The following is a 21,827-nucleotide window of genomic DNA, read 5'->3' as shown; positions in this document are numbered from 1 at the left end:
TCAGGCCTTCACTGTCTTGCTGGTGACACCGGACACCTTGCTGGTCGAGGCCAGCACCGCCCGGTAGCTGCCGCCGCTGACCAGGCCGGTCACTCTGCGGCTGCCGGTCGCACCGAAGGTCTTGACGGTCGTCCAGCGCTTCCCGGCGGATCGCTGCAGGCTCAGTTTCTGACCGCCGGCGCCGGAGACGCGGATCGTCAGGGTCCGCTTGGCGGTGCGGGTCAAGGACACCACCCCGATTGCGGTGTACGTCGTGACCGCCGACGCCGAGCCCGCCGTCAGCCGCGCACGGAACGAGGCGGTCGCCGTGCGGGTCAGCGTGAAGGTGCCGGCCGCACTGGTGCGCACCGAGTCACACGCCCACGAGCCGCCGGCGACCGAGATGCAGATCGAGGCGGGCTGGTCCGCCCAGTCGGACACCCGGAACGTGGTGCTGGTCCGGCTGCCGTAGGTGACCGACCTACGGCTGACACTCGCGGACACCACCGGCGGCGTGCTCTGCGGCGTGCTCACCGGGGTACTCCCCGGGGTGGCATCGACAGCGGTCAGCGCCGCGGCGGCGTCCACCCGCCCGTACCCGTAATCGTCGTCCCTGCCGGCGGTGCCGAGGTCGGCGGCGGATGTCTCCAGCGCGGTCTGCACCTGATCCGGGGTCAGCCCCGGCTTCGCGGCGAGCAGCAGCGCCGCGACCGCCGCGACGTGCGGCGTCGCCATCGACGTGCCGCTCATCGAGGCGTATCCGCTGGCGCCCAGCGCGGTCGGATAGGTGCTCAGGATCGCGCTGCCGGGCGCGGCCACGTCGACGTAGCCGCCGGCGTTGGAGTAGGCGGCGACCGTGTCCCCGGAGTCGGTGGCGGCCACCGCGATCACCCCGTCGTCGGCACCCGGATAGTTGGCCGGGCTGCCCGCGGCCCGGTCGTTGCCGGCCGCCGCGACCACCACCACACCCTTGCCTCGGGCGTAGGTCACCGCGTCGCTGATCGCCGACGACCGGTCGGTCCCGCCCAGCGACATGTTGATCACGTTGGCGCCGTGGTCGGCGGCCCAGACGATGCCCTTCGCGGTGTCCGAGTCGTACCCGTTGCCGTTCGCGTCGAGCACCCGCACCGGCAGGATCTTGACACCCGGCGCGACCGACGACACGCCGATCCCGTTGCCGGTCAGTGCCGCGACGGTGCCGGCCACGTGGGTGCCGTGCCCCTGCGGGTCGGTGTTGCCGCCGGCCTGCCCGGCGATCGCGTCGTACCCGGTCAGCACCTGCCCGGCCAGGTCCGGATGGCTCCCGTCCACCCCGGTGTCGATCACCGCGACGGTCACCCCGGCGCCGGTCGACATGCTGCGGGCCGCGGGCACGTGCATGGTGTCCAGATCCCACTGCCTTGCGCGGTACGGGTCGGTCCCGTCCGTGGTCGCATCGAGGGCGTGCACCCGGCCGTCCACTTCGGCCCCGGCCTCTTCGAGGTGCCGGCTCCCGGCCGACGCCTCGCGCACGGTGATCACCGGCCGGCCCAGCGGGTCCAGCGTCGTGGTGACCAGCCGCACCGGCGCCCGGTCGGCGGCGCTCGCGGCGGACACCGGCAGGGCCACCGTGCCCAGCGTGACGACCGCCGTCGCCGTCAACAGACCCGTGAACAGCTTGCCCCGCATTCCGTCCTACCTTTCGTCGACCCTCTTCACGAAAGGTGCGTCCGACGGAGTGCGATCCGGTCGGCCGCGAGGTGCGGTTGAGGTGCCGTTGATCCGCCGTAGAATCGGGCGTATGCCTCTGACCGGTGAATACCAGCCCGGCACCCTCGATTGGGCGCGCGAGCAGGCCGAGCAGTACGAAGCGACCGGCGGCGCCGGCACCCCGGAGATCATCGTGGTGACCAGCGTCGGCGCCAAGAGCGGGAAACTCCGCAAGACCGCCCTGATGCGGGTCGAGCACGACGGTGACTATCTGGCGGTCGGCTCCCTCGGCGGGGCTCCGAAGAATCCGGTGTGGGTCTACAACCTGCGGAAGAATCCGCACGTCGAGGTGCAGGACGGTGCGGAGCGGCACGACTACGACGCCCGTGAGCTGACCGGCGCCGAGCGGGAGGTCTGGTGGCAGCGAGCGGTCGAGGTGTTCCCGAACTACGCGGAGTATCAGACGAAGACCGAGCGGATCATCCCGCTGTTCGTGTTGACCCGCCGCTGACCGAACCGCCCGCCGATGGCGCGGAAAAAGGGGATGCCACCAGGCCTTCCGCCCGCGATCATGGGAGTATGCGGACCCCCCACCAGCCCCTCGACCGTGCCAACGGCGCGGCGGTCCCGGCCGCCCGCACCCCGCAGCAGCTGCCGTCGGCGGCCATGCCGCTGTCCGGCTCCGTCGACGACGGCGACCGGCTGGTGGATCTGGTCGACCTGATCGCCCTCGACCCGTTCGTCACCGGCCGCGAGCCGTACGGCCGCACCACCTGGCTGGAGAATCTGCGCGCCGACTCCGCGCTGACCGTCCCGGACGCGCGGGTGATCCGCGAGGCGGTCGAGGACGACGGTCACGGCCGGCTCAGCGTCGGCGACGGCTGGACCCTGCACGTGATGCGCTGGAAGCAGAGCCGTCGCGCCCGGGTCACGGTCACCGCGGTCAGCGGCGAGCTGGCCGAGGCGATCCTCACGAAGGTGACCGCGGGTGCGGTCGAGGAACCGGCCCCGGCCGACGACAGCGTGCCGGTCGGCTTCTGGCACTACGGCCCGCACGGCCCGCGCCGCACCCAGCGGGAGATCGGCGCCGCGCCCTGGGAGACGATCAAGCGGAACTACGCCAAGCCGGTCGGCGACACCCTGGAACGCCTGATGGCGATCGATGCGTCCACCGTGACCGGCCGCCTCCTGCTGCTGCACGGCGAGCCGGGCACCGGCAAGACCACCGCCCTGCGCGCCCTGGCCCAGCAGTGGCGCTCGTGGTGTCAGGTCGACTGCGTGCTCGACCCGGAACGCCTGTTCGGTGACCCGGCGTACCTGATGAGTGTCGCCCTCGGCAGCGGCGAGGACGACGAGCCCAGGTGGCGCCTGCTGATGCTGGAGGACTGCGACGAGCTGATCAGCGGCGACGCCAAGGCGAGCGCCGGGCAGTCGCTGTCCCGCCTGCTCAACCTGACCGACGGACTGCTCGGCCAGGGCCGCAACGCGTTGATCGCGATCACCACGAACGAGGACCTGTCGTCGCTGCACCCGGCCGTGGTCCGGCCGGGCCGTTGCCTGGCCAGCATCGAGGTCGGCCGGCTGCCGTACCGGGAGGCCGCCGACTGGCTCGGCACCACCACCGGGATCGGGCCGGACGGCGCGACACTGGCCGAGCTCTACGCCCTGAAGACCGGGGCCGAGCCGGTCACCGTTCCCCGCCAGGCCCCGCCCACCGGAATGTATCTGTAGAAGCGTGCAACCTTTCGGCCGGTGACCGGAGCGGCGGCGAGGACCGGGTGGTGCGCTACGCCGGCGGCACCTACTCGGGGGTGTTGTGGTGCGGGCCGCCGACCTGGAACGCGCTGTGGACGCCGGCGTAGGCGAGGTGGACGACCAGGCCCTCCGGGACATGGTCCAGGTTGTGGCAGTGGTCGGCCCAGATGCCCGGGTTGTCGGCGACGAAGGCGATCTCGTAGGTGTCGCCGTCGGCCACGTCCAGCGAGTCGGTCCACCACGGGCTGCCGGTGGCGACGACGCCGTTGCGGCTGAGCACGACCACGTGATGGCCGTGCAGGTGCATCGGGTGCACCTCGCCGCTGCCGTTGTGCAGGGTCATCCGGACGATGTCGCCGGTGCCGACCATGAACATCGGGAGGTCCGGGAAGAGGTGGCCGTTCACCGTCCACCACATGCCGGGCCGGCCGTCGAGGAAGCCGAAGCGGCGGCCGATGTCGTACCGGAAACGGCGGCCGGCTTCGGCCGGGTCGAAGCCGAGCGGGGCCGGCGTGCCGTAGGCCAGGAGATCGACCGTTTCGCGGGGGAGCGGGGCGGCCTGCAGGACCGCGGCCGGGCTTCTGCCGGCGGTCGGGCCGGGGTCTGCGGCCGGGCCTGTGCTAGCGGTCGGGCCGGGGTCTGCTGCCGGGCCGGGGTCTGCGGCCGGGCCTGGGCTCGCGGCCGGGCTTTCGGTTGCGGGCCGGCCTTCGGGAGAGACCAGGGCCGCGTCGCCGCCGACGTCGATCCGGCCGGGGGTGTCCAGGTGCAGGTCGACCCGGCCGCCGGCGGTGAGCAGGACGTTTCGGTCCCGGATCGGGCCCGGCTCGTGGACGTCCCGGCCGTCGACGGCGATGATCCGGAAGGTCGTGCCGGTCACCCACACCCGGATCGGGCCGGCGTCCGTGTTGATCAGCCGAACCGTGGCGGTGGTCAGCGGGGACGACCCGGGCGTGCCGTTGATCGTCCGTTTGCCCTGATAGGTATGGACCATCGCGACCTGCGACGGCTCGGCCTGCCCGGTGGTGGTCGCGGCCGGCTCGGCGCGCGGAGTGATCACCAGGGCGCCGAAGAGGCCGTTCTTCACCTGCTCGTGGGAGACCTGGTGGGAGTGGTACCAGTAGGTGCCGGCATCCTTGGCGACGAAGCGGTAGACGAAGCTCTGCCCCTCCCGGACCGCGTCCTGGGTCACCCCGGCCACACCGTCCTCACCGTTCGGCACGTCGACGCCGTGCCAGTGCAGGGTCACCCCGTCCGGGACCGATGCGTTCACCAGCGTCACCTGGATGAGCTGGCCCTGGACGGCGCGGATCGCCGGGCCGGGCGTGCTGCCGTTCAGCGTGTACCTCGCGCCCTCCTTGCGGGCGACCAGGGTGACCGCGACATCCGGGGTTCCGCTCGGGCCCCTCAGGTCGGCGACCGACATCCCGACGCCGTGGTCGTGCGCCACCGCCGGTCCGCCGCCGCTGTCCGGATAGCCCATCGCGGCCATGTCGTAGGTGCCGGGAACCAGGCTGTCGTACCAGAAATACCCGACCGGTCCGAGCACGGCGAGGGCCGCCACCCCGGCGATGGCGGCCCGGAACGAGGTGCGCATCAGGCGACGGCGACCGGCGGGGCGATCGATTCCCGCGCCTGACGCATGGCGATCGAGGCGACGCCGGCGACCGCGAACGCGTTGATGCCGTGCAGGGCGCCGATCACCGGCACCCCGAAGCTGACCATGGCCAGCACGATCTGCAGGGCGACCACGCCGACGGTGATCAGCGCCCACTTGACGCCGCCCGGGATCCGGGCGAAGAACGAGATGATCAGCAGGAGCAGGGCGAGCAGCGGGACGACCATCATCCCGATGATGCCGTGCGCGGCGTGCCCCCAGTTTCCCTCATTGTTCTTGTCGAAGACGACACCGTTGTCGGTGTCCTTGATGACGATGAACCACGCGGCGGCGAGGACCGCGGCCTGGACGACCACACTGAGTGCGATCAGCCCGGCGAGTGCCCGATACAGAGCCCGCATGGGGCCTCTCCCTTCCCGGATGCGACCACCTCAGCATCCGGCCGGGCCGTCACGCTCAGCAATACGCTGCACGGCGTATCCGCACCGGACGGGCTACTCCCTCCGGGACCATCCGCTTGTCACCGGCGCGCGGCCCGTACGACTCCAGGGTTACCGGCGCGCCGAGAAGAGCGCCGATCTCCCGTGCCCAGTCGGGGGGCCGGTGCAGGTCAGCGGGCCGGGCCCGGCCCAGCCACGCGGTCAGCCCCGCCTGGTGTGCCAGGTCGCGGTGCGGGCCCGGCACGATCCGGTCGACCCGCTCGCCGTCCACCACGTACGACGTGCAGATCTTCAATGCGGGCTCGCGGGCCGGCACGTCCAGATGGGTGACGGCCAGCTCGTCGATGCCGCCGGCCACCTCGACCGCGTACCGGTGGGCGACCGCGTCGAAGTGCCCGGCCCGGAACGCACCCTGCCACTCGTCCGTCCCGTTGTGCGCCTCCGGCAGGTCCAGCAGCGGATCCTCGGTGACGAACGGGCCGGCCCCGTGCCGGGTCGTGTAGGTGCGCACCACCCCGAGCCGGCGGAACGACGGGCACAACTCCGCCACGTTCGCGAACGTGGTCGTCGACCAGGTGGTGTGCGGGTGCCAGCCGCGCCACTCGTCGAGCAGCACACCCTGCGCGCCCTCGAAGACGCACGGGCCCTCGGCGAGCAGCCGCATCGTGTGGCTCTCGTGGGTGATCCGGACGGCCCGGCCGAACGCGGTGAACGCGTCGGCGACGTCGTCGAGTGGCGCGTCGCCGAACCCGTACGCCTCCCGGACCTTGGCCAGGCGGCGCCGCAGCCGCGCCGGGTGCAGCACGTCGGCGACCCGCGGCGCATCCGGCTCGGCCAGCGCGTACGCCATCGTCTCGCCGACACCCATCCCGCACGAACCGTGCCGCTCGGCGCGTTCCCGCCGCCGGTTCGCGGCCCGGTGCCACGGGGTGGTCAGCAGCGCGTCGCCGTCGACGGTGAGCAGCTCGAACGGGTTGCCCAGGGCGCCCGCCTCGGCGGCCAGCGCCAGCGGGTCGACCAGCATGAACCGGGTCAGGTGGGTCGGCACCCCGCGCAGCGTGCCGGCGCCGAACTGGCTGAACGTGTGGTGCCGCCCGTCGTCGGTCACCACGTTGTGCGCGGCCTGCGCACCCCCGTTGAAGCGCAGCACCGCCCGCACCCGGCCGGACCGGCACAGCGCGTCGACCACCGTGCCCTTGCCGGCGTCCCCGTAGCCCAGATCGACGACGGCCACGTGCTCCATCACCACCTCCGCAGGCTGCCGGCCAGCGATCGCGGGGCCGCCGGGCCGGTGTTCTCCTCGCACATCCCGACCGCGCCGGCGATGGTCTCGCAGACCTCGTCGACGTTGTCGAGCTCCAGCACGTGCTGCCCGAGCAGGTCCCGCCAGGCGGCCAGGATCGCCCGGTCGCCGCCGTGCCCGGCGGCGGTCGGCAGGATGAAGAACACCTCGAACTTGCGCCGCAGTTCGGCGAGCACCTCCCGGGTCGGCAGGGCCTGCGGCAGCTCGTCGCCGATCACGGCACGCACCTCGTCCGGCTTGACCGTGTCGTACGGCATCTCGTCGCCGATCAGGAACAGGTAGCCCTTCCTCCCGCGGGTGATCATCGAGTCCATCACCACGTGCCGGGCCAGGAAGTACATGGCCAGCTCGTACGACTCGCGCCGGCCGCCGCCCCCGCCGCCCTCCAGCACGATCCGGGACAGGTCCTCGTCCATCCGGTTGTCCGACTCGAACTGGCCGACCTGCAGCGGTACCCGGTCGCAGGTGGCGTCCCCGATCGCGCCGAACATGATCTGCGGATCGGTCGCGTAGCCCCGGCGGGTGAGCAGGCCGAGCAGCTGCGGCAGCTTCGTCTGCAGCACCCGCGGCACGTGCCGCATCGACCCGGTCACATCGAACATCACCACGATCGGGGTGCTCGCCGGGTGCTCCCGGCTGTCCCGGCTCTCCCGCATGAAGACGCCCCGCGGGTCGAGCGCCGGGTGCGCCTGCCGGGCGCCGCTGTCGCTGTACGCGAAGGCGCTCTGCCCGGTCGCCGCGCGGTAGTTCTCGGCGGCGGTCCAGACGTCGGTGGACCAGCGTCCGCTTCCCATGATGTGCTCCTTCTAGATCCGGTACCGCGGGGGGACCAACTCATCGAATTCGGCCAGGAGCCGCCACGCGTTCTGCGGGCGCATCCGTGGCGCGTCGTACAGGCAGCCGTCGGCGAACCGGCGTAGAGGCAGTGGCATGTCCGTCCCGAACAGCCGTTTCATCAGGCTGGTCGCGAGGTGGAGATCGGTGGCGGCGGTGACCGGCTGCCCGGCCGGCACCTCGAAGGGATACCGATGCTCGTGGCGTGCGATGAGCGCTCTCGGTCGCGCGCCGACGGGGGTGGCGTAACACCAGTCGATCAGGACCAGGCCGCGCACCCGGGGGTCGATCAGCACGTGTTCCTCGAACACGGCGCCGTGCACCACGCCGGCGCGGTGCGCCCAGCCCAGGCCGGCCAGCAGCCGGCGCCAGATCCACACCAGGTCGGGCAGTCCCCGATCGGTCGCCGTCGCCAGGTCGCGGAAGCCGCGTTGCCGGGTCAGGACATTGACGGTACGTCCGTGGTAGCTGAACGATCGGGTCAGCCTGGGCGCATAGGCCCGGAAGCCGGGTCGTCCGTGCGTGTTCAGCCGGCGCAGGGCGTTCGCCTCGGCCGCCATCAGGTCGTTGTCGGCCGGGTCGCGGGCGATCTTGAGGAGCAGGTCGCCGTCCTCGAACAGCTCGGCGATGTCCCCCTCGGCGAACAGCGGCCGGGCTGTCCACCGCGTCCTCTCCGGCTTGACGTGTCCGTCCACGCCGCGCTCGTGGTAGAGCGCGCTGAGCCGGGCGAACGCCGCGGTCGCCGGCTCGCGGCGGGCCGCCCCGGCCGCGTCCGGATGCACGATCCTGGCCAGCGTCCGGTACGCGTGCCGGGCGTTCACGAACGCCGTCCCGCTCGCGGTGCGCCGCTCGATCCCCAGTGCTCTGCTGTCGATCAGCCCGGAGTCGATCAGCTCGGCGAAGGTGCGGGCCGCCGCGATCCGGGCGGCCGCGTCCTCGAAGGAGATCCGGTGACTGGTCCGTGTCCGCTGCTCGGCGGTGGCGTACCCCGGGTTCATCGCACCCCGTCCTCCCGTGTCGGCCGCAACAGGGCGGGGTGCAGCGACCGCGCGTCGCCGGCCCGGTAGAGCCGTGCCTTGGGCCCGCCCCGCTCGCCGCCGCGCGCCGCCGTCTCGCCGGTGCTCTCCACGAAGCCGGGCACCGAGAGCACCTTGCGGTGGAAGTTGCCGGCGTGCAGCTCCTCGCCCCAGACCGCGGCGTAGACCGACCGCAGCTCGGAGATGGTGAACTCGGTGCCGACGAAGGCGGTGGCCAGCGGCGTGTACTCCAGCTTGGCGCGGGCCCGCTCCAGGCCGTCGGCGAGCACCTGGTCGTGGTCGAAGGCCAGATCCTTGGCCTCGTCGACCGGCACCCAGTAGGCCCCGGCCGCGTCGCTGCCCGCGGTCGGCTCCGGCAGGTGCGGCGCGAATGCCAGGTAGGCCACGGTGATCACCCGCATGCGCGGGTCGCGCCCCGGATCGCCGTAGGTCCGCAACTGCTCCAGCCAGACCCGCTCCAGGTCGGCGTCGGCCTCCGGCCCGGGGGCCAGCCCGGTCTCCTCGGCCAGCTCCCGCAGCGCGGCCCGGTCGAGGGTCTCCTCGCGGACGAAGCCGCCGGGCAGCGCGCGGTGGCCGGCGAACGGCTGCTCGCCGCGCTCGACCAGCAGCACGCAGAGCTGCCCGTCCCGGATGGTCAGCGCGACGACGTCGACGGTCACGGCGACGGAGGGGTAGTCCCGGGGGTTGTAGCCGGCCAGGAAGCTCGCCTCGTCCACCATGATCAGGTCCTTCTCAACTTGAGTAATACTCGATGTGAGATGAACTTAGCGCGCTCGATACCCGGTGTCAACACTGCCGCCGCCCGGCCGGGCGGCGGCAGGGGAGTGCGGCCTGTCTACTTCTCGTAGGTCAGGCAGTCGGCCCGGTCGGCCGACGCGCCCACGGTGATCGCCGGGGCCTGACACTCCAGGTCGTGGTTGTACTTGCAGTCGGCCCGTTTGCAGGCGCCCACCTGGGCGGTGGCGACGCCCATCCCGCCGGTGAGCCCGGAGCCGACGAACGTGTCGCACTCGGCGTTCAGGTCCCCGATGGTGATCGCGAACGCGGTGCACCCGTCGTGGTTGTAGCCGCAGTCGGTGACCGTGCAGGTCTGGACCCGCGGCATATTCATCATCTGTGTCATGGCTGGCCTTCCCAGGAATGTGGTCTCGCGATGGACCTGCCAATTCGAGCACGTTTTCGGAAGGCGGGAATGGGCTCCGGGAAATGGGCGGGTGTGTTAGGCGAGCCTTCCTGGCAGCGTTTATCGCGATTCCCGTCGATGCCGGTCCTTTGGTCTGACATATCAGGATCTTTCTTACTCTACGCTACTGAACCCCCACGAATAGTTACGCTTCCGGCGAGACGGCCCGCGACGGTTCATCCGGACGCCTGGGCCCAGCAATCCAGCGACGTGGTCCGTTGGGACCCGTAGGAGGACCTCGCATGCGTAAGTCCAGAAATGCCGCGCGTCCCCGGTGGGCGCGTGTTGGTCTGACGACCGGGGTGGTCGGTGCCGCTCTGCTCGTCTACCCCCAGGCGGCGTTCGCCGCCTCCTCGGTAACACCCCCGGTCGCGCCGGTGGGTGGCAGTGTCACCATCAACGACACCGCCCCGTCCCCGAACTTCACCACGGCCACCGGCAGCACCCGCGTCCAGATCATCACGACGGGCACCTGCGCGGCCACCTACACCACGCCCACCACGTCGATCGTGTCGGCGAACGTGACAGCGGCTGCGGCGCAGTCGGGCGGCACGCCCGGAACAGTGACCTTCACGGTCCCCACCGGCGTCTCGCCGGGCACCAACGGACAGGCCAAGCGGTACATCGCCTGCGTGTACGCCGGCGTCACGGGCGGCACCAGCACGCGGGAAGGTGCGGCGGCCGGCTACCCCTTCTACGTCGGGACGCCCGCGACGCCGTCGCCGGCGGCCGGTGTGACCGGTGGCGGTAACACGGTCACCCTCACCGCCGGCACCGGCGGGCCGATCTTCACCGGTGTCACGACGATCGGTGCGGCGTTCACCCTCAACACTTCGGACTGCTCGCAGACCTACGGCACGCCGACGGCGAACCTGGCCACCACGGTGACCCGGACCTCCGACACGGTAGCCAGTCTCACCGTGCCGGCCGGTGTCGTCTCCACCACCGCCAACCCCACCGCCTACAACATTTGCCTGTACAACGGCAACACCTCGTCCGCGGCGCTGTTCTCGGTGGTGCCCTACACCGCCGGGCAGCTGCAACTGAGCCAGACCACCGGCCCGTGGCAGGGCGGCAACGGCCTGAACATCACCTCGCCGAACCAGTTCCTGGCCGGCATCGACAACCCGGGCGTCATCTTCACCAGCGGAGCATGCCCGGCGGCCTACGACTCCGGCGTGACAGCCACCAACATTCCGGTCGACCCGGTGAACAGTGTCCGGAAGCTGTCGAACACCCGCCTGGCCACGACCGCCCCGGCGTTCTACGGGACCGCGAACGACGCCAGCACGGCGTTCGGCTCAGCCGGGTCGATCACCTGGAACCTGTGCATCTACGACGGCTCCGGGAACGGGACGTCCAACCTGGTCGTCGCCAACCCGTACAAGGTGACCACGATCCAGACCTCGACCGGGGTCTCGCCGAAGGCCGGCCCGGCGCTGGGTGGCAGCCTGATCACCGTCACCGGCACCGCGTTCCCGACCGACCCGACCCTGATCTCGGCGACGCTGGGCGGCGTGCCGCTGACCGACATCAACCCGCTGAGCACCACCGCGTTCACGGCCAGGACGCCGCGGCACGCGCCCGCCAGCAACGTCGCGCTGGTGGTCACCACGGCCAGCGGTTCACACACGCTGAACAACGCGTACTCCTACACCAGCGCGCTGGTGATCGCGCCGAACACGGCACCCAACAACCGGGTCGTCCAGTTGGTCGTGGACGGCGTGGGCTTCCAGAGCGCCAGCTGGGGCAACACCCTGGTCACCGGGGCGCACGTCTTCCTGGTCAAGGGCAGTTACAGCTCCACTGACAACGGCAACGTCGTGCGAAGCAACGCGCCGGTCGCGGACTGCAGCAACGTGCTGGTGCTCAGTGACACCGAGCTGATCTGCAAGCTCGACCTGACCACCCGGCTGGACGCTACCGGTGCGGCCACGCTGTCCGCGGTGCCGACGGCGGGCAACGCCGTCGTCACCACCGCCGGCAGCCGGCTGATCACCGGTACCGCTTTCGCCCCCACGGATGTCGGCAAGGCCGTCATCGAAGCCGTCGACGCTCCCGTGATCCCGGCCGGCACGGTCATCACCGACGTGCTCAACGCCACCACGGCGGTCATGTCGAACGCGGCCACCGGTACCGCGAGCGCGGCAGACGTGACCCTGGCTTCGCCGCTGACGTCGGCTGCCACGGTGACGACGACCAACTCGTCGACCGGCCTCACCGCCGTCTCGCCGACCCTCGGCACCGGCGACGTCGGGAAGTACATCATCGGCGCCAGCATCCCGACAGGTCGGACGATCAGCGCGCAGGGTGGAGCAACCGGAACCCTCAGCGCGGCTGCCGCCTCCTCGGGTGGCGGCGTGCACCCCGTCGTTCTGGCCGGCACCACTATTCCGGTTCCGGAGGGTGCCTACAACATCCAGTACGTCAGCAACGCCGCTGTCAACGCGGTGGCGACCGATCCCAGCTACGTGCAGAGCCAGATCTCCAGCACGTCCACCTTTACCGTCGCCGCCTTCTGACGGAAGACGCCACTGAGCGGTGGCCCGGAGCGTACAGCTCCGGGTCACCGCTTTCGCATAAAAGATTTAGGATGTTAGATAATCCAATGTCTTCGTAAGTTGTCTGACATATGAGTATGTTTCCTGCTTTGGAGAATCGAAACGCCGCGAATAGTTACGCTTCCGGCGAGACGGCCCGCGACGGTTCATCCGGACGCCTGGGCCCAGCAATCCAGCGACGTGGTCCGTTGGGACCCGTAGGAGGACCTCGCATGCGTAAGTCCAGAAATGCCGCGCGTCCCCGGTGGGCGCGTGTTGGTCTGACGACCGGGGTGGTCGGTGCCGCTCTGCTCGTCTACCCCCAGGCGGCGTTCGCCGCCTCCTCGGTAACACCGCCGGTCGCGCCGGTCAGCGGCACCGTCACCGTCAACGACGACTCGGCCCCGTTCATCGGCTCCAACACCGACCGGGTGGAGCTGCTCACGACCACCGGCACCGCCTGCCCCGCGACCTACACCACGCCGACCGCGTCCATCCTGGCCGCGGCGTCGACCACCTCCAGTACCACGAGCCAGGTGGTGTTCGTGCTGCCGACCACGGCGACCGCGGGCAGCAACGGACAGGTCAAGAAGTACATGGCCTGTGTGTACGCCAGCAACACCGCCGGCTCCAGCGCCCGCAAGGGCGCCACGAACGGTTACCCGGTCTACGTCGGCACCGCCCCGACCGTTTCCCCGACGTCGGGCACCACCGGTGGCGGCGCCACGCTGACCATCACGGGGGGCACCGGCGGGCCGATCTTCACGGGTGTCACCACCGTGGGCGCCCAGTTCGCCACCCAGGCCAACGACTGCCCGACGACCTACGGGACCCCGACGGCGAACGTGGCTACCACGGTCACCCGCACCTCGGACTCCGTCGCCAGCCTCACCGTGCCGTCCGGCGTCACCTCCACCACCGCGACGCCGACGCCGTACTTCGCCTGCCTGTACAACGGCAACGCGTCCGCCTCGGCGCTGATCGCGGTGGTGCCGTACAACGTCGGCCAGCTCTCGCTGAGCCAGGCCATCGGCCCGTACGGCGGTGGGAACAACATCGACATCACCTCGCCGAACCCGTTCCTGGCCGGCATCGACACTCCGGGTGTCGAGTTCACCCAGGGCGACACCTGTGCGTCGACCTATACCGTGGGTCAGACGGGGGGTACGAACGAACCGCTCCTGACCGCCAACATTCGTAAGGTGACGAACAACCGGCTGGCGGTGACGGCACCGGCGTTCTACACCTCGGGTGCCTACACCACGGCCCTGGGCAACCAGCCGGCCGGGGCGACCAGCGTTCCGTGGCAGCTCTGCATCTATGACGCCGCCACCGCCCAGGGCAATCTGATCGCGTCCAATCCCTACAAGACGACCACCGTTCAGACGCTGAGCCGGATCTCGCCGAATGCCGGCCCGGCGCTTGGTGGCAGCGTGGTCACCGTGGTCGGCACCGCGTTCCCGACCGACCCGACGCAGATCTCGGCGACGCTCGGTGGCGTGCCGCTGACCGACATCACGTCGCTGAGCAGCACCGCGTTCACCGCCAAGACGCCGATGCACGCGCCGGCCAACAGCAACGCGCTGGTGGTCACCACGCCCGCCGGCTCGGCCACGCTGACCGGCGCCTTCTCGTACACCAGCGCACTGGTGGTGAACCCGAAGACGGCGCCGAACACTCGGAGCCTCGACGTGGTCGTCAACGGTGTCGGCTTCCAGGGCGCGCCGTGGAGCAGCAGCCTGACCGCCGGGGCGCACATCTTCCTGTCCCGGGGCAACTACAGCAACGCCTCGGTCGGCGGTGCCCGGGCGAACGCCCCGGTCGCCGACTGCAGGAACGTGCTCGTGCTCAGCGACACCGAACTGGTCTGCCGGCTGGACCTGACGAAGCGTCTGGACCTCACCGGCACGGCGCTCCTGTCCGCGGCACCCAAGTACGGTGTGACGGCGAGCGTCACGGCAGGTAGCCGCGTCCTCACGGCTACCGGTGGCACGTTCGACGCCTCCGATGTGGGTAAGGCCGTCGTCGACCCCGCCGGTGTCGCTCTCGCTACCGGCACAGTGATCACCAACGTCGTCAGTGGCACGACGGCGATCATGAACAACCCGGCGTCCGCCACATTGGCCAACAACGCGACGATCACGATCGCGTCGCCGACCTACCGGGCCGCCACGATCACCACCACCGGCACCAACACCGTCGCCGCCATCACCGGGCCGGCGAGCACCTTCGTCGCCTCGACCGACGTCGGCGCCTACCCGGTCAACGCGAACATCACGGCGGGAACGACGATCCAGGCCGTGGGCAGCGACACGGGCGCCACCCTTTCGGCCAACGCGGCCACCGCCGGTGCCAGCGTCGCCTCCATCATCTACAGCCAGTACGTCCCGGTTCCCGAGGGTGCGTACAACCTGCAGTACGTGAGCAACGCCGCGCTCAACGCGGTGCAGACCGACGCCACGTACGTGCAGAGCCAGGTTTCCAGCAGCTCCACCTTCACCGTCTCGGCCTACTGACGGCGAGGCAGGAACACGCATCAAGGGTGGCCCGGAGCGTCCGCTCCGGGCCACCGCCTTTGCCCTGACCGGACAGCGCCGGCCGCGGAAGTCCGCGGCCGGCGCTGTCCGGTGGGGAAGGGTCAGCCGAGTTTGTGCCACTCGCGGTTGATGACGGCGAGGCTCTGGGCCACCGGTGGGTGGCCGCCGATCTTCGCATCGACCGTGATGACGCTGCGGTGCGCGCTGGTGCGCCAGCAGACCAACAGGTTGTCCCGGGTCTTCGGGGCTGCCTCGTTGTAGAACTTGAACTGCTGCGAGCACTGGATGTCGCCGTGCCTGGTGATGCCGCCGGCGACCCAGGCGAGTTCGTGCGTGCCGGTCAGGTCGCCGTGGGCGGTGATGATCCGCATCGTCTGGCCCTTCTTGGCGGAGCCGACGGTGACCTCCTTCGCGCCGTCCGCCTCCGGGTCGGGCTTGGCGGGCAGCGGGTGGGTGATCTTCACGCCGTCCTTGGCGGCGGCGCGGCGGGCGGCGTCGACGCGGTCCTTCGCGGACGGCGGCAGGGACGGGTCGGTGCCCGCCTTCGACTTCGTGAGTTCGTCGCCGGCCGCGGCGATCCGGCCGACCTGGTCGGCGGAGGCGCCGGCGTCGGGGGCCGCGACCGTCGCGGATCGGGCGGTCGGGCTGTCGTCCTGTTGCGTGGCGGCGAAGAAGGCAGCTCCGGAGATCGCCACCGCCGCTCCGGCGACCGCAACCATGGCCTGCTTCCGGCGCTTTCCGGGGCGCGGAGTGAGGTCCTGGGTGGGTTGATTCTGTTCTTCGTTGGCCATGTCACGTCCTTCGAGGGTCTCGACTTGGCACCCGGCCCGGCGCTGATCGCCGGGCGGTATCCGAAACCCCATGGTTCCAAATATCCGGACATACGGTGCCGAATCCAGCAACCTCTCAGGAAGGCCGGGTGGGAACTGCCGTATGGCTGTTTCGCGGTTGCCGCCGATCCGGCGGGGGCCGCTGGATACGCTGCCAGCGAGCGATCGGCCATTTCGGGGCCGTGCTGTCGACGTACAAAACAATTGTTGTGATAAATGCTCCAGAAGGAGCCTCGATGATCTCCTCGCGACAATTCCGCCGCGCCCTGCTCGCCGGGACGGTGACGACCGGGCTCGCGGTGGCCGGCGGACCCGCCCCGGCGTATGCCGGGAGCACCGCACTCCCGATGACGCTCAGCAGTGCCACCGGGCCCAGCGGCGGCGGGAACACGATCATCGGCACGGTCACCCCGACCGCCGCGAACCCGAATCCGTTCGTGGCCGGGAGTATGCCCACCGTGCAGTTCCAGTACAACACCTGCACCGCGAACGCCCGGGCGGTGGCCGCGATCACCGGGACCGGCACCGCGGCCACCGGTGGGGTGCTCACCGTGAACCCCGACAACGTCAAGCGCAACGGCACCACCCGGATCGCCTTCGAGGTGCCCTCCGCGTCGTACCCGGCGAAGGTCGACGACAAGGACAGCACGATCAACACGGGCGGGCTGGTGCTGACCGGAACGCAGACCAGCGCCAAGTGGAACATCTGCGTGTACGACAGTGACTCCCTCTCGACCAGCACGCTGCTCGCCCAGGCGGCCTACACCATCGGGGTACGGCCGAAGATCACCGCGATCATCCCGCCCAGCGGGGCGGCGCTCGGCGGGCAGTCGATCACGGTGACCGGGGCCGGGTTCTCCGCGACCAGCAACGCGACCACGGCCAGCATCGGCGGGGTGCCGCTGACCAACATCAAGGTGGCGGCGAACGGCAACAGTTTCACCGCGACCACCGGGCAGCGGGCGGCCGCCACCGGGCTGACCCTGATCGTGAACACCCCGGGCGGGCAGGTGCTCAGCAGCGACCCGGACAACAACGGGCTGCCGCAGGACGCCGACGACAAGACGCCGGACGCGCCGATCACCTTCACCTACAGCAACGGGATCCAGATCTCGCCGAACACCGCGCCGGCCGGCACGAAGGTCGACCTGCTGATCAAGGGGGTCGGGTTCCAACAGATGACCTTCGACAAGAGCGCGGACGCGACGCCGACCTCGGTGACGGCACATGTGTTCCTGGTCAAGGACGCGTACGTGGCGGCCAGCAACCGCGGCGTCCAGGAGTGCAAGAAGGTGCTGGTGGCGTCCAACACCGACCTGGTCTGCACGCTCGACCTGGGCGCCGACAGGCTGAGCCCGACCGACAGTTCGGCGGTGAGCGGCAAGACGGTGGACGAGGGCAGCTACACGGTGACGGTGGTCGCCAACGGCGCCACCGACGCCGGGGACGCGGCCGCGCCGACCGTGGTGAGCAGCGGCGCGACGTTCACCGTCGCACCCTACTGACGGGGAGACTCCCGATGAGACGCGCACTGGGCCTGGCCGCCGTGATCACCACCGGGTTGGTGCTGGGCGCCGCCACCCCGGCCTCGGCCGCCGCGGTGGGCCTGACACTGAGCAGCAACTACGGGCCGGGCGGGATCATCAAGACGCTGATCGGCACGGTCCCGTCGACGGTGACCGGCGTGACGTTCGCGGCCGGGGTCAAACCGGTGGTCCAGTTCCAGTACTCGACCTGCAGCATCCACGCGAGCGCCATCACCCAGATCACCTCGACCAACGGCACCGCGACCACCGCGGGAGTGCAGACGGTCGACCCGGCGAAGGTCACCCGGATCTCCGGGTCGAAGATCGCCTTCCAGATACCGACCGGGTCGTACCCCGCCGGCAACAACCTCAACACCAGCGGGGTCGTGCTGGTCAACGGGCAGACCGCGGCCCGGTGGAACATCTGTGTCTACGACACCGACTCGGCCCTGACCAGCACGCTGCTGGCCACCGCGCAGTACACGCTGTCGCTCAAGCCGACCATCGCCACCATCCTGCCCGCCACCAGCCCGTCCGCCGGCGGCCAGACGATCACGGTGAACGGGACCGGGTTCACCGGCGTCGCCCCGATCACCGGATCGATCGGCGGGGTACCGCTGAGCAACATCCGGGCGGCGACGACCGGAACCAGCCTCACCGCGGTCACCGGCGCGCACGCCGCGGGCCCCGGCATGGTGGTCACCATCAACGCGCCCGGAGGCACGGTGACCAGCGCGGACCCGAACGGTGACGGCAGCACCGGCGACGCGATCGACTTCACCTACAGCAACGGGATCACCGTGTCACCGCACACCGCGAGCCGGGGCTCGGTGGTGACCGTGGACATCACCGGCGCCGGCTTCTCGGTGCCCACCTTCGAACCCTCGATCGGCACGCCGGGCAGTGGCAACGCGCACATCTTCCTGGTCAACGGGGCGTACGACTCGTCCAGCAACCGGGGCGTCGCCGAATGCACCGGGGTGACCGTGGTCAGCGACAACGAACTGGTCTGCACCCTCGACCTGTCGATCAACGCCCTGGACCCGCAGAACAGCAACCTGACCGGCGCACCGGTGCCCGACGGGGCGTACATCATGACCTGGGTCGCGGACGGGACGCAGGGCTCGACCGGCGCCAACCCGTCGATCATCAGCAGCGGATCGGACTTCGTGGTCGCGCCCTACTAGCTGCACCCGGGCGGCAACCGGCCGTCTCCCCGAACCACAACCCGGCTCGAAGAACGTAGTGCAGGTCTTCGAGCTGGAGGTTGTGGTCCATGAAGGTTGTTCTGCGCCGGTACGCCGTCGGAGCTGTCGCCGCCGCCGCGGTCGCTGGAGTCGCCGCGTTCGCGCTGCCGACCGGAACCGTCGGATGGACGCCGGTCACGTACGGCCTGCACCAGACCGCCGACCAGCTGCTGCCCGCCACCGTCACCGCGGAGCAGCCGGCCCGGGTGGTCGGCACCACCATCGACCGCAACGGCAAGCCGGTCGTCACGGTCCGGGAGGCGACCACCCGCGACGGCGCCGCGAAGCTCGTCGAACAGGCGCAGAAGGCGGAGAACGCGGTCGGCGTCGAGATCGACGCCAAGGCCGTCGCGCTGGACGCGGTCACCGGCGGCGACCTCTACCGCCCGCAGCAGTGGGACCTGGCCAGGATGCGCGCCACCGACGCCTGGCCCACGTCGACCGGCGCCGGGGTGACCGTCGCGGTGATCGACACCGGGGTGGACGCGAGCAACGTCGACCTGACCGGCAAGGTGCTGACCGGATGGGACGCGGTCGCCGACAAGCCGGGCGGCAACACCGACCAGAACGGGCACGGCACCCACGTGGCCGGCACCATCGGCGCGGTCACCGGGAACACCGTCGGCGTCTCCTCGGTCGCGCCGGACACCAGGATCCTGCCGGTGAAGGTGCTCGGTGCGGACGGCAGCGGCTACATGTCGGACACCGCCGAGGGCATCATCTGGGCCGCGGACAACGGCGCCCAGGTGATCAACATGTCGCTCGGGTCGACGTCGCAGGTGGGCGCGGTCAGCAATGCGATCGCGTACGCCCGCAGCAAGGGCGTCACGGTGGTGGCCGCGGCCGGCAACGAGCGGGCCAACGGCAGCCCGGTCAGCTACCCGGGTGCGGACGCCGGGGTGATCGCGGTCGCCGCCACCGACTCGGCGGACAACGTGGCGAGCTACTCCAACGCCGGCGGCTATGTGGACGTGGCGGCGCCCGGGTCGGCGATTCTGAGCACCTACCCGTCGGCGCTGGGCCGCAGCTACGCGACGATGAGCGGGACGTCGATGGCGTCGCCGCACGTGGCGGGGCTGGTGGCGCTGCTCAAGTCGGTGAACGGCGGGTTGACGCCGGACCAGCTCGAGCAGGCGCTGGAGACGTCCGCCGTCGACCTCGGGACGCCGGGCCGGGACGACGATTACGGGTACGGCCGGGTGGACGCCGTGGCGGCGCTGGCGGCGGTGACGGCGGCCCCGTCGTCCGCTCCGACGTCCGCGCCCACGTCCGCTCCGACCTCGGCGCCCACCTCGGCTCCGACTTCTGCGCCCACCTCGGCTCCGACCTCGGCTCCGACGTCCGCGCCCACGTCGGCTCCGACCTCGGCTCCGACTTCTGTGCCCACCTCGGCTCCTGTCTCCAAGGCGCCGACGGCTGCTCCGACCACCGCGCCGACCTCCAAGGCGCCCACGGCTTCCCCGACGACCGCGCCCACCTCCAAGGCGCCGACGGCCGCGCCGTCGCCCACCGTGGCCAAGGCCAAGCCGGTGATCGTGGCGAACCCGGCCCGGGCCGACGTCAACTACGGCACCACCAACGTCACCACGTTCACGGTGACCGCGGCGGGGCAGCCGTGGGTGAAGAAGAACGCCCAGCTCTGCGTCGCCGAAAGCGGCAAGGCGTTCCAGTGTGTCGACGTGGTCACCTCGGCCACCGGCACGGTCACCGCCAACCGGGTCGCGACCGCCGGCTACCAGCTCGAACTGCGGATCGCGGCGACGACCGCGAACGAGGCCGCCACCGGCGCCGCCGCCTACACCGTGCACAGCTCGGCGTACGCGGTCCGCACCGGCACCCGGACCATGAGCGTCAGTCTCGCCTCGCCGGCCGGCCTGAACGTCGAGGTGCAGCAGCTGATCGGCGGCAGCTGGAAGAAGGTCCTCCAGTTCGCCAGCAACGCCACCACCACCAAGGCCACGGTCAGCGGCCTCACCACCGGCCAGCAGTACCGCGTCGTCGTTCCGACCACCGGCTCGATCACCGGCAGCACCAGCAGCATCGTCGTCGCCTGACCGGCGGCGGTGGCACCAGCGGCGTCGTCGCCTGACCGGCGGCGGTAGCACCAGCGGGATGCGGCGGCATGCCGGCAACGCGGCCATCTGCGCCGCCAGCCGGTAGCGATGGACAGCAAGAGCGTGGCCACGGCGGATGCCGCGGCCACGCTTTTTCCGTGACCACCCGCGGACGGTAGGGCGCGGCGATTTGTCCTGGACGCGCCAGCGGCCAAAATCGCCGTGCCCGGGAGCGGCGGGAGCGGCGGTCAGTTATCGGCCGCAGCGTGCGACATCTGCTTGAAGAATGTGATCTGGCGATCTGTTCCGAAGCGGCCCGCACTCATCCCAGCGAATCCCATTCGCGGATAATGATCTTGGCGCTGTCGGCGGGGGTCGGGGCGCCGTGGGCGGCGACCGCCATCGTGATCACGCTGCGGCGGTCCGAGGTACGCCAGCAGAGCAGCAGGTACTCGCGGGTGGTGGCGGGTTCGTCCGGGCTGAAGCGGACGCGGTTGGTGCAGCGGATGCCGTCGCCGGCGGCGAAGCCGGTGTCGGCCGCGAGTTGCAGATCGCCGCGGCCGGTGAGATCCGCGCGGGCGGTGGAGATGCGAACGGTGCCGTTATGCACCGTTTCGACCCGGCGGATGACCGGCGCCTGCTGCCCCTGCTGGGCGACCGCCATCGACGACGGCGCATAGGGCGCCGACGCGCCCGGCTCCTCGGGGAGGCTCATCGGGGTGGGTGACGGGGCGCGCTTGGCGGCCTCCGCCGGGTGCGTCGTGCGCGGGGCCCGCAGATTTCCCGGTACGGCGGAGACGCCGGTGCCCTCCATGCCCGGCGTCGCCGCCGTGGTCAGCGGTGCCAGCGCCGCCGGTTCGGGCAGCGTGTCCTGCCGGGCGTCCATCAGCTGGGTCACGATGAAACCGGAGCCGACGAGCACCGCGATCGCGCCGGCGATGCCGATCGCCGTCTGCCGACGCTGGAGGCCGCGACGGTGTGGCGCGGTGGCCGCCTCCGAGGCGTAGACGCTGCCCCCACGCGTGCGGTCGGGGCGGTCGTCGTCGCTCATGTCGCCCTCCTCCGTCGCTCGGTGGTCCGTCGTGGACGGCTCGGTGTTGCCTGCGGGCCTGGTGTGCGGCCGTTTCGGTGTTCATCGTTCCAAAGATCAGGACATACCGGGCTTTCTTCGGCTTTCTGGTTCGTCGCTCCTGCGCCCTCGCGCGCCGCTGCCCCCTCTGCCCGGCGGATCGTGCGCCACCGCCTGCTGCGGATGCGT

At 70.9% G+C, this 21,827-nt stretch carries 17 protein-coding genes; 7 read left to right on the top strand and 10 right to left on the bottom strand.

What is annotated here, in order from left to right; all coding sequences use genetic code 11:
- Complete coding sequence (locus tag ACSP50_RS33025) at positions 1 to 1,647, bottom strand: S8 family serine peptidase (protein WP_014693665.1); 1,647 nt, start codon at positions 1,645 to 1,647, stop codon at positions 1 to 3.
- Positions 1,648 to 1,759: 112 nt separating this feature from the next.
- On the opposite strand from ACSP50_RS33025, the gene ACSP50_RS33020 reads away from it, so the two are divergent.
- Both ACSP50_RS33020 and ACSP50_RS33015 read left to right on the top strand, forming a co-directional pair.
- On the top strand, positions 1,760 to 2,179 hold the full coding sequence (locus ACSP50_RS33020; protein WP_014693664.1) for a nitroreductase family deazaflavin-dependent oxidoreductase: 420 nt from the start codon (positions 1,760 to 1,762) through the stop codon (positions 2,177 to 2,179).
- Between the two features lie 68 nt (positions 2,180 to 2,247).
- Complete coding sequence (locus ACSP50_RS33015) at positions 2,248 to 3,399, top strand: DUF5925 domain-containing protein (protein WP_014693663.1); 1,152 nt, start codon at positions 2,248 to 2,250, stop codon at positions 3,397 to 3,399.
- Between the two features lie 70 nt (positions 3,400 to 3,469).
- Here the strand turns inward: ACSP50_RS33015 and ACSP50_RS33010 are convergent, their stop codons facing one another.
- The 7 genes from ACSP50_RS33010 to ACSP50_RS32980 form a co-directional block, all read right to left on the bottom strand.
- Entirely contained in the window at positions 3,470 to 5,017 is a 1,548-nt protein-coding gene (locus ACSP50_RS33010; protein ID WP_014693662.1) for a multicopper oxidase family protein, read from the bottom strand.
- Complete coding sequence (locus ACSP50_RS33005; RefSeq protein ID WP_014693661.1) at positions 5,017 to 5,439, bottom strand: DUF6220 domain-containing protein; 423 nt, start codon at positions 5,437 to 5,439, stop codon at positions 5,017 to 5,019. Before ACSP50_RS33005 ends, ACSP50_RS33010 begins: the two co-directional genes overlap by 1 nt.
- A 55-nt stretch (positions 5,440 to 5,494) precedes the next feature.
- Positions 5,495 to 6,721: an adenylosuccinate synthetase gene (locus ACSP50_RS33000; RefSeq protein WP_014693660.1), complete on the bottom strand. Its 1,227-nt coding sequence runs from the start codon at positions 6,719 to 6,721 to the stop codon at positions 5,495 to 5,497.
- Complete coding sequence (locus ACSP50_RS32995; protein WP_014693659.1) at positions 6,721 to 7,575, bottom strand: hypothetical protein; 855 nt, start codon at positions 7,573 to 7,575, stop codon at positions 6,721 to 6,723. The genes ACSP50_RS33000 and ACSP50_RS32995 overlap by 1 nt, the downstream gene beginning before the upstream one ends.
- Before the next feature lie 12 nt (positions 7,576 to 7,587).
- Positions 7,588 to 8,613, bottom strand: a complete 1,026-nt coding sequence (locus tag ACSP50_RS32990) for a hypothetical protein (protein ID WP_014693658.1) — start codon at positions 8,611 to 8,613, stop codon at positions 7,588 to 7,590.
- The gene (locus tag ACSP50_RS32985; RefSeq protein WP_014693657.1) at positions 8,610 to 9,371 is read right to left on the bottom strand and encodes an NUDIX domain-containing protein; all 762 of its coding nucleotides are present in this window, start codon (positions 9,369 to 9,371) and stop codon (positions 8,610 to 8,612) included. The genes ACSP50_RS32990 and ACSP50_RS32985 overlap by 4 nt, the downstream gene beginning before the upstream one ends.
- A 116-nt stretch (positions 9,372 to 9,487) precedes the next feature.
- A complete protein-coding gene (locus ACSP50_RS32980) occupies positions 9,488 to 9,775 on the bottom strand; it encodes a DUF1540 domain-containing protein (RefSeq protein WP_014693656.1) in 288 nt (95 codons plus the stop codon).
- A gap of 302 nt (positions 9,776 to 10,077) precedes the next feature.
- Here ACSP50_RS32980 and ACSP50_RS32975 point away from each other — a divergent pair, with 302 nt between their 5' ends.
- Together ACSP50_RS32975 and ACSP50_RS32970 are read left to right on the top strand one after the other, a co-directional pair.
- A complete protein-coding gene (locus tag ACSP50_RS32975) occupies positions 10,078 to 12,357 on the top strand; it encodes an IPT/TIG domain-containing protein (protein ID WP_014693655.1) in 2,280 nt (759 codons plus the stop codon).
- Positions 12,358 to 12,608: 251 nt separating this feature from the next.
- Entirely contained in the window at positions 12,609 to 14,891 is a 2,283-nt protein-coding gene (locus ACSP50_RS32970) for an IPT/TIG domain-containing protein (protein WP_014693654.1), read from the top strand.
- Between the two features lie 122 nt (positions 14,892 to 15,013).
- Here ACSP50_RS32970 and ACSP50_RS32965 read toward each other — a convergent pair whose 3' ends face one another.
- Entirely contained in the window at positions 15,014 to 15,703 is a 690-nt protein-coding gene (locus ACSP50_RS32965; RefSeq protein WP_014693653.1) for a hypothetical protein, read from the bottom strand.
- Between the two features lie 275 nt (positions 15,704 to 15,978).
- Here ACSP50_RS32965 and ACSP50_RS32960 point away from each other — a divergent pair, with 275 nt between their 5' ends.
- The 3 genes from ACSP50_RS32960 to ACSP50_RS32950 all read left to right on the top strand — a co-directional run bounded on the left by ACSP50_RS32960 (position 15,979) and on the right by ACSP50_RS32950 (position 20,569).
- Positions 15,979 to 17,247 (top strand): IPT/TIG domain-containing protein, encoded by a 1,269-nt coding sequence (locus ACSP50_RS32960; protein WP_014693652.1) that lies wholly within the window; start codon positions 15,979 to 15,981, stop codon positions 17,245 to 17,247.
- Between the two features lie 14 nt (positions 17,248 to 17,261).
- On the top strand, positions 17,262 to 18,455 hold the full coding sequence (locus ACSP50_RS32955) for an IPT/TIG domain-containing protein (RefSeq protein ID WP_014693651.1): 1,194 nt from the start codon (positions 17,262 to 17,264) through the stop codon (positions 18,453 to 18,455).
- A gap of 89 nt (positions 18,456 to 18,544) precedes the next feature.
- A complete protein-coding gene (locus ACSP50_RS32950) occupies positions 18,545 to 20,569 on the top strand; it encodes a S8 family peptidase (RefSeq protein ID WP_014693650.1) in 2,025 nt (674 codons plus the stop codon).
- 322 nt (positions 20,570 to 20,891) lie between these two features.
- On the opposite strand, the gene ACSP50_RS32945 is transcribed toward ACSP50_RS32950, so the two are convergent.
- Positions 20,892 to 21,620 (bottom strand): hypothetical protein, encoded by a 729-nt coding sequence (locus ACSP50_RS32945; protein ID WP_014693649.1) that lies wholly within the window; start codon positions 21,618 to 21,620, stop codon positions 20,892 to 20,894.
- Positions 21,621 to 21,827 lie beyond the last annotated feature (207 nt).

The sequence above is a fragment of the Actinoplanes sp. SE50/110 genome (genome assembly GCF_900119315.1).
Taxonomy (GTDB): Bacteria; Actinomycetota; Actinomycetes; order Mycobacteriales; family Micromonosporaceae; genus Actinoplanes.
This window is presented reverse-complemented; position numbering and strand designations above follow the sequence as displayed.

Excerpts from the sequence above, each read along its gene's own strand:
- ACSP50_RS33025 (WP_014693665.1), bottom strand. The coding sequence starts at position 1,647 with ATGCGGGGCAAGCTGTTCACGGGTCTGTTGACGGCGACGGCGGTCGTC.
- ACSP50_RS33020 (WP_014693664.1), top strand. The coding sequence starts at position 1,760 with ATGCCTCTGACCGGTGAATACCAGCCCGGCACCCTCGATTGGGCGCGC.
- ACSP50_RS33015 (WP_014693663.1), top strand. The coding sequence starts at position 2,248 with ATGCGGACCCCCCACCAGCCCCTCGACCGTGCCAACGGCGCGGCGGTC.
- ACSP50_RS33010 (WP_014693662.1), bottom strand. The coding sequence starts at position 5,017 with ATGCGCACCTCGTTCCGGGCCGCCATCGCCGGGGTGGCGGCCCTCGCC.
- ACSP50_RS33005 (WP_014693661.1), bottom strand. The coding sequence starts at position 5,439 with ATGCGGGCTCTGTATCGGGCACTCGCCGGGCTGATCGCACTCAGTGTG.
- ACSP50_RS33000 (WP_014693660.1), bottom strand. The coding sequence starts at position 6,721 with ATGGAGCACGTGGCCGTCGTCGATCTGGGCTACGGGGACGCCGGCAAG.
- ACSP50_RS32995 (WP_014693659.1), bottom strand. The coding sequence starts at position 7,575 with ATGGGAAGCGGACGCTGGTCCACCGACGTCTGGACCGCCGCCGAGAAC.
- ACSP50_RS32990 (WP_014693658.1), bottom strand. The coding sequence starts at position 8,613 with ATGAACCCGGGGTACGCCACCGCCGAGCAGCGGACACGGACCAGTCAC.
- ACSP50_RS32985 (WP_014693657.1), bottom strand. The coding sequence starts at position 9,371 with ATGGTGGACGAGGCGAGCTTCCTGGCCGGCTACAACCCCCGGGACTAC.
- ACSP50_RS32980 (WP_014693656.1), bottom strand. The coding sequence starts at position 9,775 with ATGACACAGATGATGAATATGCCGCGGGTCCAGACCTGCACGGTCACC.
- ACSP50_RS32975 (WP_014693655.1), top strand. The coding sequence starts at position 10,078 with ATGCGTAAGTCCAGAAATGCCGCGCGTCCCCGGTGGGCGCGTGTTGGT.
- ACSP50_RS32970 (WP_014693654.1), top strand. The coding sequence starts at position 12,609 with ATGCGTAAGTCCAGAAATGCCGCGCGTCCCCGGTGGGCGCGTGTTGGT.
- ACSP50_RS32965 (WP_014693653.1), bottom strand. The coding sequence starts at position 15,703 with ATGGCCAACGAAGAACAGAATCAACCCACCCAGGACCTCACTCCGCGC.
- ACSP50_RS32960 (WP_014693652.1), top strand. The coding sequence starts at position 15,979 with ATGATCTCCTCGCGACAATTCCGCCGCGCCCTGCTCGCCGGGACGGTG.
- ACSP50_RS32955 (WP_014693651.1), top strand. The coding sequence starts at position 17,262 with ATGAGACGCGCACTGGGCCTGGCCGCCGTGATCACCACCGGGTTGGTG.
- ACSP50_RS32950 (WP_014693650.1), top strand. The coding sequence starts at position 18,545 with ATGAAGGTTGTTCTGCGCCGGTACGCCGTCGGAGCTGTCGCCGCCGCC.
- ACSP50_RS32945 (WP_014693649.1), bottom strand. The coding sequence starts at position 21,620 with ATGAGCGACGACGACCGCCCCGACCGCACGCGTGGGGGCAGCGTCTAC.